Annotated in this window: 10 protein-coding genes and 1 pseudogene; 6 read left to right on the forward strand and 5 right to left on the reverse strand. The window is 57.2% G+C overall.

Features of this window, described 5'->3' with window-relative positions; genetic code table 11:
- From RT613_RS22990 to alr, 4 genes and pseudogenes are all read right to left on the reverse strand, one after another.
- Window positions 1-555, reverse strand: a pseudogene (locus tag RT613_RS22990) (amidophosphoribosyltransferase); the annotation flags it as partial.
- Window positions 556-791: 236 nt separating this feature from the next.
- Complete coding sequence (locus RT613_RS22995) at window positions 792-1,379, reverse strand: CvpA family protein (protein ID WP_313618692.1); 588 nt, start codon at window positions 1,377-1,379, stop codon at window positions 792-794.
- 90 nt (window positions 1,380-1,469) lie between these two features.
- Entirely contained in the window at window positions 1,470-2,876 is a 1,407-nt protein-coding gene (gene radA, locus RT613_RS23000; protein WP_313618693.1) for a DNA repair protein RadA, read from the reverse strand.
- Window positions 2,877-2,989: 113 nt separating this feature from the next.
- A complete protein-coding gene (gene alr, locus RT613_RS23005; protein WP_313618694.1) occupies window positions 2,990-4,156 on the reverse strand; it encodes an alanine racemase in 1,167 nt (388 codons plus the stop codon).
- A gap of 132 nt (window positions 4,157-4,288) precedes the next feature.
- Here alr and RT613_RS23010 point away from each other — a divergent pair, with 132 nt between their 5' ends.
- From RT613_RS23010 to RT613_RS23020, 3 genes are all read left to right on the forward strand, one after another.
- Entirely contained in the window at window positions 4,289-5,110 is an 822-nt protein-coding gene (locus RT613_RS23010; protein WP_313618701.1) for an AraC family transcriptional regulator, read from the forward strand.
- 111 nt (window positions 5,111-5,221) lie between these two features.
- Entirely contained in the window at window positions 5,222-5,950 is a 729-nt protein-coding gene (locus RT613_RS23015) for an AzlC family ABC transporter permease (RefSeq protein WP_313618695.1), read from the forward strand.
- The gene (locus RT613_RS23020; RefSeq protein ID WP_313618696.1) at window positions 5,947-6,249 is read left to right on the forward strand and encodes an AzlD family protein; all 303 of its coding nucleotides are present in this window, start codon (window positions 5,947-5,949) and stop codon (window positions 6,247-6,249) included. Before RT613_RS23015 ends, RT613_RS23020 begins: the two co-directional genes overlap by 4 nt.
- 221 nt (window positions 6,250-6,470) lie before the next feature.
- Here the strand turns inward: RT613_RS23020 and RT613_RS23025 are convergent, their stop codons facing one another.
- Window positions 6,471-7,967: a replicative DNA helicase gene (locus tag RT613_RS23025; protein WP_313618697.1), complete on the reverse strand. Its 1,497-nt coding sequence runs from the start codon at window positions 7,965-7,967 to the stop codon at window positions 6,471-6,473.
- Between the two features lie 416 nt (window positions 7,968-8,383).
- Here RT613_RS23025 and RT613_RS23030 point away from each other — a divergent pair, with 416 nt between their 5' ends.
- From RT613_RS23030 to RT613_RS23040, 3 genes are all read left to right on the forward strand, one after another.
- Window positions 8,384-8,836, forward strand: coding sequence for a MarR family transcriptional regulator (locus RT613_RS23030; protein ID WP_313618698.1), 453 nt, complete (start codon window positions 8,384-8,386; stop codon window positions 8,834-8,836).
- The gene (locus RT613_RS23035) at window positions 8,836-10,530 is read left to right on the forward strand and encodes an MFS transporter (RefSeq protein WP_313618699.1); all 1,695 of its coding nucleotides are present in this window, start codon (window positions 8,836-8,838) and stop codon (window positions 10,528-10,530) included. The genes RT613_RS23030 and RT613_RS23035 overlap by 1 nt, the downstream gene beginning before the upstream one ends.
- 15 nt (window positions 10,531-10,545) lie before the next feature.
- Window positions 10,546-11,144 (forward strand): HlyD family secretion protein (locus tag RT613_RS23040; protein WP_313618700.1); only part of this gene is annotated, 599 nt, incomplete at its 3' end.

The following is an 11,144-nucleotide window of genomic DNA, read 5'->3' on the forward strand; positions in this document are numbered from 1 at the left end:
CATCGCCAGCATCGAATAACCGCCTTCCATCTGGCGGATGGCGTCGATGAAACGGTCGGATGTCGAGCTGTGACGCGAACGGGCGATCAGGTGCAGAACGACTTCCGTATCGGAGGTGGACTGGCAGATGGCGCCGGTGGCGATGATCTGGCGACGCAGGGTCAGGCCGTTGGTGAAGTTGCCGTTATGGGCTATGGAAATGCCACCTTCTTCCAGCTCGGCAAAGAGCGGCTGCACGTTACGCATCGCCACTTCGCCAGTTGTGGAATAACGGGTGTGGCCAATGGCCATGTGGCCGGGCAGGCGGGCAAGGGTAGCAGGGTCGGTATAGTGGTCGCCGACCAGACCCATGTGACGTTCCTGGTGGAAGCGCTTGCCATCGAAGGAAACGATACCGGCGGCTTCCTGTCCACGATGTTGCAGGGCATGCAGGCCAAGAGCCGTCAGCGTTGCTGCATCCTCATGTCCCAAAATGCCGAACACGCCACATTCTTCATGCAGCGTGTCGCCATCGATAACGTCTCTGATCGTGGAATGCGAAAGCGGCTGGTTCATGCGTCTTGCCTTTGCTCCCTACAGTCGCCCTGCTTCATCTCATCAAGCGGTGGTGGCACTGTAATATTTTGATCTTCGCTTAACCTTCAAACAGTCCTGGGATTTGAAAGGTCAAGCGTCCAAAAAAGAAAGACCTGACCGGTGAAATCGTTCTCCGGGAAGGCCTGTTGCTGCTCAGTTGAAAAACCATACCACATGTAAGGCGTCTTGCGTATCTCGCAAGACGCAACACAGTGTCAATTGTTTGTTGCCGGTGCGGTGGTTGCAGGGGCCTCTTCCGACGGTGCCTGCTCGGTTGCCGCATCCTGATTACGCCCCATGATGCGGTCGAGAACCTCTGGCTCGATATTGCTTGGCAACACGGCTTCCAGCTTCTGCACCAGCATGTCGAGGAACGGCTTCGACTTGGCCTGTGTCATCCATGTCGGCTGGATCTTGACGTCAACCAGCCAGTTCCAGAAGGCCAGTGCGACAACCAGCAGCAGAAGGCCGCGGGCGACACCGAACAGGAAACCAAGCGTGCGGTCCAGCGCGCCAATGCGGCTGTCGATGATGAAGTCGGCGATCTTGGACGTGATGAACGAAATGACGATCAGCGCAACAAGGAAAACCACGCCGGCCGAACCGGCAATCGCGATGCGGTGGTCATTGGTGTAGTTGTTGGCGTATGGGACCAGAACCGGATAAAGATAGTAGGCGGCAGCCGCCGAACCGACCCAGCTTGCTATGGACAGAATTTCGCGGGAAAAACCGCGCACCATGGCCAGAACGGCTGAGAAAAGTACAACGGCGAGAACAATACCGTCGAAAATCGTTATGGGCATATACCAGCTCCAAAGGTCGCGGTGCTTTGTTACGGCACCGTCTTGCCTGTTTGCGATCCTCTTACACCACAGGCTTAGCCAGCGAAAGGATCAATATTCGTCTTCCTCAACCTGTTTGAAGCGGTTGGCGGAACCTGCGATGCGCGCAACGAGATCCGGCAGGCTTTCAATCTCCGCCCAACGACCGTTGGCCGTTTTGGGCAGTTCGGCCGATGCTGTCGGAAGCAATGCCTGAGCAAAGCCCAGTTTTTCCGCTTCCTTCAACCGCTGCACCGTGTGCGAAACGGGTCTTACCGCTCCTGACAGGCTGACTTCGCCGAAATAAACACAATCGGCAGGAAGGGCAAGACCGGCAAGCGACGAAACCAGTGCGGAAGCGACAGCCATGTCCGCAGCCGGCTCGGTTATGCGATCCCCCCCCGCCACGTTGAGGTAAACATCATGCTGGCCGAGCCGCACACCGCAATGCGCTTCCAGCACGGCAAGGATCATGGCAAGGCGTGACGAATCCCAGCCGACCACCGCACGGCGCGGCGTACCAAGTGACGTCGGTGCGACCAGAGCCTGCACCTCCACCAGTACGGGGCGGGTGCCTTCCATGCCGGCAAAAACCGCAGCACCCGGGGCTTTTGAATTGCGTTCACCCAGAAAAAGTTCAGACGGATTGGAGACTTCGCGCAAGCCCTTGTCGGACATTTCGAACACACCGATTTCATCGGTCGGTCCGAAACGGTTCTTCACGGTGCGCAGGATGCGGTAGTGGTGGCCGCGGTCGCCTTCGAAATAAAGCACCGCATCCACCATGTGTTCAACAACACGCGGACCGGCAATCTGGCCTTCCTTGGTCACATGGCCAACCAGCACCATGGCGGCACCTGTCTGTTTGGCGAACCGGATCATCGCCTGCACACCGGTGCGTACCTGTGTGACCGTACCGGGTGCCGAATCGGCCGTGTCGCTCCACAGCGTCTGGATGGAATCGATGATGACGAGGTCCGGGCGCTTGCCTTCGGAAATCGTCGCCAGAATATCCTCGACATTGGTCTCGGCGGCCAGCAGCACATCGGTTTGCGCTGCCCCCAGACGCTGGGCACGCAGACGAACCTGCGCCACCGCTTCTTCACCCGAGACATAGATGATGCGCTGTCCGCGCCGGGAGAGGGCGGCGGCAGCCTGCATCAAAAGCGTGGATTTGCCGATGCCGGGATCGCCACCGATCAAAACGGCCGAGCCACGCACGAAACCGCCGCCGGTGGCGCGATCCAGCTCCGCCATGCCGGTAGCAATGCGTGGAGCTTCCTCGGTTTCTCCGGACAATGCCGTCAACGCGACCGGGCGGCCTTTCTTGGGTGTTTTGCCTGGGCCGGCACCAATGCCGCCCATCAGGTCATCTTCGATGATGGTGTTCCACTCACCGCAACCCTCACACTTGCCAACCCAGCGGGTGTGCACCGTGCCACAGTTCTGGCACACGAATTGGGTTTTGGTCTTGGCCATGCGATTGCCGCTCCCGAGGGGTCACTCAAATGAGAACAAATAAAGAACTTTATGTTGGGATAAACACCTGCTGTCGGCTTTGCAAGCGCTTGTTGATGACCACCCGGATTTAATTATTCCTCGTCGAACAGATATTGCCGCGCATAGCGCAAGCCAAGGCCGGTCAACATTTCGTAACCGATGGTGCCAGCCGCACGTGCGACCTCATCGACGGGAACGTTGGGGCCAAACAGTTCGATATAGTCTCCAGCGCGCACGGCATTGTCGGGTACATCGGTGACATCGAAGATGGTGAGGTCCATGGTAACGCGACCGGCAACCGGTACCCGGTGACCGTTGATGAAACCGTAAGCACCGCCATAGCCCATTTCCCGCAGTGGAATGCCGGAACCGGATAGCGAGCGCTGATAGCCATCTGCGTAACCAACGGATGCGATGGCAAGACGGCTGGCACGCTTGAGCAGGAATGAACCGCCATAGCTGACTGTCTGACCTTCGCCGGCCTCGCGCACCTGAATGATGCGGGCTTCCGCCTTGGCGACAGGGCGCATCGGATTGGCCACATCATTAACCGCTTCGCCGCCATAAAGCGCGATGCCAGGGCGGGTCAGATCAAAGTGGTAATCGGGGCCGAGGAAAATTCCAGCAGAAGCTGAAAGGCTTGATTCGACACCTTCGAAAGCCGCGCTAACCCTGCGGAATGATTCAAGCTGCACCTTGTTCATGGCAGCCGATGGCGTGTCGGCGCAGGCCAGGTGCGACAGCACAAGAACCGGGTCGAAGCTGGCCGGACGCGAGATATCTTCGGCGAGAAACAGCGCATCTTCCAGCGGCAGGCCAAGGCGGTTGAAGCCCGTATCGACATGCAGGGCGAAGGGGTGATCGCCGCGTTCGGCAAGCGTCGACATCCAGAAGGCCAACTGTTCTTCAGAGGCAATCACCGGCACGAGATCATTGTTGAAGACGTGATTTTCCTGGCCCGGCCAGATGCCCGACAACACGAAAATTCGTGCTTCCGGGGCATGAGGACGCAGTGTCACACCTTCTGCGACCGTTGCCACGAAAAAGTCCCGCGCACCGGCGTGATACAGCGTGGTGCCGCAATCTTCAATGCCCATGCCATAGGCGTCAGCCTTGACGACGGCAGCAGCCCGCGCCTTGCCAGACCGCTTTTTCATGTCGCGCCAGTTGTCGGCCAGTGCGCCGAGATCGACAGTCAATCGCAGCGGCGCATGGTCGAATTCGTCACCGTCGGAAAAAGTATCGTCGAAATCGGTCATGCTGTCTCGCAGTGTTTTGAAGTCAAATCGGTATTTCCGTTCAAGCCTATCACTTTTGTTCAAGACGGTAATGACGGATTGCTTTATTCTTTCACTATGCACAATGTTTCGCAGAAACAGGCCCTTGATGACATGCCGCTGGCCACGACGGAAACGACACGTTTCTGGCGCGACCGGCGATTCAGGGATATGGAATGTCTGAGCGCGACATTTCTGACGCACGAATATTCCCCGCATGCCCATGACACTTTCAGCATTGGCGCGATTGAGTCCGGCTCGCAGATATCGACCATCAATGGCAGCACGGAACAGACCGGACCGGGCAATCTCTACCTGATCAATCCGGGGCAGATCCATGATGGTGCGCCCGGCGGACACGGCTATCGTTACCGCATGATCTATCCCGACATGGAGCTTTTGCGCGACGTGGTCGAGGATGTGACGGGCAGGGCGTTTCACGGCTCGCCATCTTTCCCGCGTTTTTTGCCAAAAGACCCGCAAATGGCGGCCGCCTTCCAGATTGCCCACCAGCGGCTGGAAACGAAATCCGGCGCGCTGGAGGCGGATGAGGGCATGTTCAGCGTGCTGGCCGAACTGTTTCGTCGCCACGGCAGCGCGATTATTCTGCCGGTGGAAACGCGCGAACGCACCGCGGTTTACCGGGTCAGGGATTACCTGACAGACAATTGCGAGATCGATATCGGGCTGGAGCAGCTGGCAGCCATTGCCGGGCTTAGCCGCGCGCATCTGATCCGCGCCTTCCGCAAGGAATTTTACATTACCCCGCATGCCTATCTGACGGATGTGCGTATTCGCAAGGCACGCCGCCTGTTGCGGCTTGGCGACAATCCCGCCTCTGTGGCACTGGAATGCGGGTTCGCCGATCAGGCGCATTTCACCCGCCACTTCAAGGCGCGCACCGGTATCACGCCGGGTCAGTTCCGCGCCGCGTGAGGCCAAACGTCGAGCAACTGTTCCGGATTGTTCTCTGGCCCCATCACTTTTGTTCAAGACGCCCCCGTCATCCTTCTCTACCTGCCATCTCCTGAAATGTTGGAGATCATCATGGTGGTGAAAGAGAAGTCTGCAGAGTTGGCGGCTGGCGTGAGGGCGGCAGCGCCGCTATTGGTGGCTATGGTGCCGATTGGGGTGGTGTTTGGTGCGGTTGCCGTATCCAAGGGCCTGTCAGCGCTGGAAGCCTGCCTCATGTCGCTGCTCGTTTTTGCCGGTGGCTCGCAATTTGTTGCCATGGATTTGTGGACCCATCCGGCAAGTTGGGTGGCGTTGGGTTTCGCGGCACTTCTCGTCAATCTGCGTCACGTGCTGATGAGCGCATCCATCGCGGCCAAGCTGGAAGGGTTCAGCGGCTGGCGCAAATATGTCGCCATGCTGGTGCTGACGGATGAATCCTGGGCGCTATCCGAATTCCGGGCGATGAATGCAAAACTGACACCGGCGTTTTTTACCGGTGCTGCATTGTCGATCTACGCCGTCTGGAACATATCCACGCTTGCCGGTGCATTGTTGGGATCTGTCATGGGCGACATGACGCTGATCGGTCTCGACTTTGCTTTTCCCGCCGTGTTCATCGTGTTGCTGATGGGGTTCTGGAAGGGAACGGAAACCGGTCTTGTTCTGCTGGCCAGTGCCATCACCGCATGGTTCACCCACCTCTACATCCCTGGTGCCTGGTATATTGCGAGCGGTGCGCTGGCCGGGTTGGCCGTTGCAGCATTCAGCGCAGATGAACAGCAGCCTGAAAACGAGAAAAACAAGCTGGAGCAGGCGGCATGAGCCTTGAACCCTCAACGCTATTCGCCATTCTGGCGATGATGGTGGCAACGGTTGCCACCCGCATGGGCGGGCTATTGCTGGTCAGCCATACCAATCTTGGCCCACGTGCAAAAAAGACGCTGTCATCGGTGCCGCCCGCAGTCTTGATGGCGGTGGTGAAACCAACGGCATTTTCCAGCGGCACTGCCGAAAGCATTGCCTGTCTGGTCACGGCTATTGCCGCGCTTCGCCTGTCACTTCTGCCAGCCACCTTTGTCGGTGTGGCGACGGTTGCAGTCCTGCGTTCATTCGGATTTTGAAACGCCTGCTGTCGGCTGCTGCGGCATGAAACGGTCTGGCCGTAAACACCAGCGTATCTCCATCGCCAAAGCGGCATCAGGCCGTAGGAACAGGTATCGCCCTGGCTTCGGGCGTTAAAGCAGAATGAGAGCCTTCGCCCCGAAATTCGGAATCAGTTTCTGAAAGCACCAGCTCAAACCCTTGAAAAACAAACGCCCCGTTGTGACGGGGCGTTTGTATGTCAGTGTTCTTCGTACTGGCTGAAGGATGGGTCGGCCAGATCCGCAAAGCGGGTGAATTCCGACTGGAAGGCCAGTTTGACAGTGCCGGTTGGTCCGTGACGCTGCTTGGCAATGATCACGTCTGCCGTGCCCTTGACCTTGTCGAAATGGGCTTCCCACTCCGCATATTTCGGATCATCCGGGTCGCGTGGCTCAAGGTTCTTGACGTAATATTCCTCACGGAACACGAAAAGCACCACGTCGGCGTCCTGCTCGATCGAACCAGATTCACGAAGGTCAGAGAGCTGTGGGCGCTTGTCGTCTCGGCTTTCCACCTGACGCGAGAGCTGTGACAGTGCGATGATGGGAACGTTCAGTTCCTTGCCAAGGGCTTTCAGACCCGTAGTGATCTGGGTGATTTCCTGCACGCGGTTTTCACCGCTTTTGCCGGAGCCGGTCATCAGCTGAATATAGTCCACGACAAGGCAATCAAGGCCGCGCTGGCGCTTCAGACGACGGGCACGGGCCGAGAGCTGGGCAATGGAAATACCACCGGTCTGGTCGATGTAAAGCGGCACCTTCTGCATCATCTGGCTGCAGGCAACCAGCTTTTCGAAGTCGGCCTCGGTGATTTCACCACGGCGGATTTTCGAAGAAGACACTTCGGTCTGTTCAGAGATGATACGGGTTGCCAGCTGTTCGGACGACATTTCGAGAGAGTAGAAACCGACAACGCCGCCATTCTTGGCCTTGAAAGAACCGTCCGGCTGAATTTCCTGCTCATAGGCAGCCGCAATATTATAGGCGATGTTGGTGGCAAGCGAGGTCTTGCCCATACCCGGACGACCCGCAAGCACGATAAGGTCAGAACGCTGCAAACCGCCCATGCGGCCATCCAGCGAGTGAATGCCTGTGGAAATACCCGAGAGATTGCCGTCACGCTCAAAAGCCTGACCGGCCATGTCGATGGCCAGCGAAACCGCATCGTTGAACGACTGGAAACCGCCATCGTAACGGCCGGTTTCCGCAAGCTCGAAGAGGCGGCGTTCGGTGTCTTCAATCTGCGTCTGTGGCGGCATGTCGAGTGGCGCGTCATAGGCAATGTTGACGACATCCTCACCGATCTGGATCAGCGCACGGCGCAGTGCCAGATCGTAGATCGCACGGCCATAGTCTTCCGCGTTGATGATGGTGACGGCTTCTGCGGCAAGGCGCGCAAGGTATTGCGCAACCGTCAGGTCGCCCACCTTGTCATCGGCCGGCAGGAAGGTCTTGATGGTGACCGGGTTGGCGGTCTTGCCCATACGAATGATATCGCCCGCGACTTCGAAAATCTTGCGGTGCAACGGCTCGTACAGGTGAACCGACTTCAAAAAGTCTGAAACGCGGTAATAGGCGTCATTGTTGACGAGGATAGCACCCAAAAGAGCCTGTTCGGCTTCAATGTTGTTCGGCGCCTCGCGGTAATGCGGTTCCGCCGGGGAGACTGGGGCGATCTTTCTTGCTGCGTCATTCATCTTTGTTATGATCTCCCTCTGTCTGCGTATCATCATTGCCAGCAGGACAATCTGAAAGCCGGGGACCGGTTTCCAGAAAGCAGCACGCGCAAATACATTAATTACAGCGTTGGTACATCCAGCTCGGCACCACGCAGGACTACGATGTGGCGGTACCGGCCGGGACAGTCAATGACATAGTTGCAACAATGCCGAACAGCCGTGCCTCAGCGGGATTTGAGCGATCACATTTTATGTTGTCCCCACAAATCCACAGCCTGTCCGGCGTTGAGGACATCAGTTGAAAACGAATCAAACAGTGTCTGCCTTGATTTTACGGCATGGCTGCCACGACAGCAAAGCATCTTGAAAATAGTCAGTAATGCGTATAGATAGGCCGTAAATAAGTAGCATGCTAATTATAAGGAAATAGTATCGTGTCACGTCAAACCGACAAGGAGCAGTTGCTGGACGAGATGTCGTCCTTCAATCGCAAGCTCAGGACGTTTTTCGACGCGCGGGTAAGCGAGCAGGGGCTGACACTGGCGCGGGCGAGGGTATTGTTTGCCCTGTCGCGCCGTGGTTCACTGACCCAGAAGCAGCTTGCCGAAGAGCTGGAAATCGAAACGCCGACCCTTGTGCGCGTTCTCGATGGCATGGAAAAACAGAACCTCATCGAGCGTCGTGAAGAGGCGGGCGACCGCCGTGCCAAACGCATTCACATGACACCGGAAGGTGAGAAAACAGCCGCCAGCGTCAATGCCACGGCGGCCGACCTGCGTCGCCAGATCACCACGGACATTTCTTCGGAAGACATTGCCACCAGCCTCAGCGTGGTGCGCAGCCTGATTTCCAACCTTCAGGCCCTCTCATCGAGTGAGGATGCCTGATGAGCGCGACCAACACACTGCCCGAACAAGCCGAGGACGAGGCCGCACTATCAAAAGCCGATGAACATGTTGTTGTGGCTGAACCACCGCCTGCGGCCCCCGCAGCCCCTCCGGAAAAATCCCTGGGCGGCAAACTCGTTTACATCGCCGCTGGCCTGCTGTTTTTCATAACGCAGGGCCTTGGCATGAATATCGTCACCGCCAACATGTACCAGCTGCAGGGAGAGTTCTCTGCAACGGTCGCCGAAGTCGTCTGGCTGTCCGCCGCCTATATGGCGCCCTATGCCAGCCTGTCGATTGCCCTGTTCAAGATCCGTGCGCAATATGGTTTGCGCCCGTTTGCGGAACTGAGCATTTTCCTGTTTGTCCTGGCGTCCTGCCTCAATCTCTTCGTCACGGATCTGCATTCGGCCATCATCGTGCGTTTTGTCAGCGGCATGGCAGCTGCCCCTCTATCGTCACTCGGTTTCCTTTATATTCTCGAGGCCTTCCCACCGCATCGCAAACTGTCCTTCGGTCTGTGCACTGCGCTCACCGGCACCCTGTTGTCGGCACCGATTGCCCGTATCATCTCACCGTCACTGATGGAGATTGATGGCTGGCGCTCGCTCTATACGCTGGAACTTGGTGTGGCGCTGATTGCGCTGCCGGCAATTTATCTTCTGCCTTTGACGGCGCCGCCGCGCGCCAAAATCCTCGAGCGGATCGATGTGCTGAGTTACTTGTTCATGGGAACCGGCCTTGGTTTCCTGGCCTTCTTTTTCTCGCTGGGCCGGTTCTACTGGTGGCTTGAAACAAGCTGGCTCGGTTTGCTGCTGGCCGCCGCCATCGTCTGTCTGACCTGCATGGTGCTGATCGAACTGCACCGCAAAAACCCGATGATCGATCTGCGATGGATATTCACACGCCAGAACATTCACACCGCCGCAGTGCTGATCATGTTCCGCGCCGTGACCTCGGAGCAGTCGACCACTGCCGTCAGCTTCTATCAGCAGCTTGGCGTCATCAATGATCAGACCATGGCGCTTTACGGCATCATTCTTCTGGCAACCATTATCGGTGGCGTGTTCTGTGCGTTCCTGATGCTGACCAAATATGTCGAGACTGCCCACGTCATTGCTCTTAGCCTGATTGCTATTGGTGCGTTTCTGGATAGTCAGGCGACAAACCTGACCCGGCCTGAGCAGATGTATTTCAGCCAGGCAATGATTGCCTGCGGTGCCGCCATGTTCCTGCCGCCTGTCATGGCCAAGGGTTTTGCCAGTGCCATGGCCAAGGGGTTGCCCTATCTGGTCAACTTCATCGCCATCTTCCTGTTCACGCAGATCAGCGGTTCCTTGATGATGACGGCGTTGCTTGGCAGCTTCGTGACGGTCCGCGAAAAGTTCCACTCCAACATTCTGGCCGAGCACATCGTGCTGACCGATCCAAATGTTGCACAACGCATAAGCCAGCTTGCCTCGTCCTATGGCAAGGTCATCACCGACAAGACGTTGCTGAATGCAGAAGGTGTTTCACTGCTGACACAGCAGGTGACACGCGAAGCCTATGTTCTGGCTTACACCGATACCTTCCTGGCCATTTCAGTTGTCACGGCGATCGCGCTGGGCATGCTTCTCATCCATCTGGCGTGGAACAGGCTCAAGCCTCTACTGATGCCCGCTGAACCTGCCGCCACTCCACAGAATTCATAACAAACGAGTCAGAAAATGCTCAAGAAAATATTCACCCCTGTTACCCTCATTGTCCTTATGGCTGGCCTGACCGGGCTTGGCATGGTGCTTTACGCATGGCGCCTGCCACCATTCTCAAGTTCGGTTGAGATGACGGACAATGCTTATGTTCGCGGATACGTGACGATGCTGAGTCCGCAGGTCAGCGGTTATGTGGTTGATGTTGCCGTCAAGGATTATCAGGATGTCAAGCAGGGCGACATTCTGGTGCGTGTCGATGACCGCAGCTATGTGCAGAAACTTGCACAGGCAAAATCAACCCTTGAAGGCCAGAAGGCATCGCTTGCCAATTCCGACCAGAAGGAAAATGCCGCCCGCGCCAACATCTCCTCCAGCCAGGCATCCATCGAAAGCGCCCAGGCTGCCTTGAAACAGGCCCAGCTTGCCTCCGACCGTCAGGACAATCTGACCAAAAGCGGCGTTGGTACCTCCAGCACGCAGGAAGAGGCACATGCAACGCTTGAAAAGGCCAAGGCAGCATTGATGCAGGCGAAGGCTGCTCTTGAGGTATCCAATCAGGATTTGCAGACCATCATCGTCAATCGCAGTTCGCTTGAAGCTGCCGTCACCAGTGC

Origin of the sequence: Agrobacterium sp. (assembly GCF_032092815.1) — a bacterium.
Lineage (GTDB): Bacteria > Pseudomonadota > Alphaproteobacteria > Rhizobiales > Rhizobiaceae > Agrobacterium.

Excerpts from the sequence above, each read along its gene's own strand:
- RT613_RS22995 (WP_313618692.1), bottom strand. The coding sequence starts at position 1,379 with ATGCCCATAACGATTTTCGACGGTATTGTTCTCGCCGTTGTACTTTTC.
- radA (WP_313618693.1), bottom strand. The coding sequence starts at position 2,876 with ATGGCCAAGACCAAAACCCAATTCGTGTGCCAGAACTGTGGCACGGTG.
- alr (WP_313618694.1), bottom strand. The coding sequence starts at position 4,156 with ATGACCGATTTCGACGATACTTTTTCCGACGGTGACGAATTCGACCAT.
- RT613_RS23010 (WP_313618701.1), top strand. The coding sequence starts at position 4,289 with ATGCCGCTGGCCACGACGGAAACGACACGTTTCTGGCGCGACCGGCGA.
- RT613_RS23015 (WP_313618695.1), top strand. The coding sequence starts at position 5,222 with ATGGTGGTGAAAGAGAAGTCTGCAGAGTTGGCGGCTGGCGTGAGGGCG.
- RT613_RS23020 (WP_313618696.1), top strand. The coding sequence starts at position 5,947 with ATGAGCCTTGAACCCTCAACGCTATTCGCCATTCTGGCGATGATGGTG.
- RT613_RS23025 (WP_313618697.1), bottom strand. The coding sequence starts at position 7,967 with ATGAATGACGCAGCAAGAAAGATCGCCCCAGTCTCCCCGGCGGAACCG.
- RT613_RS23035 (WP_313618699.1), top strand. The coding sequence starts at position 8,836 with ATGAGCGCGACCAACACACTGCCCGAACAAGCCGAGGACGAGGCCGCA.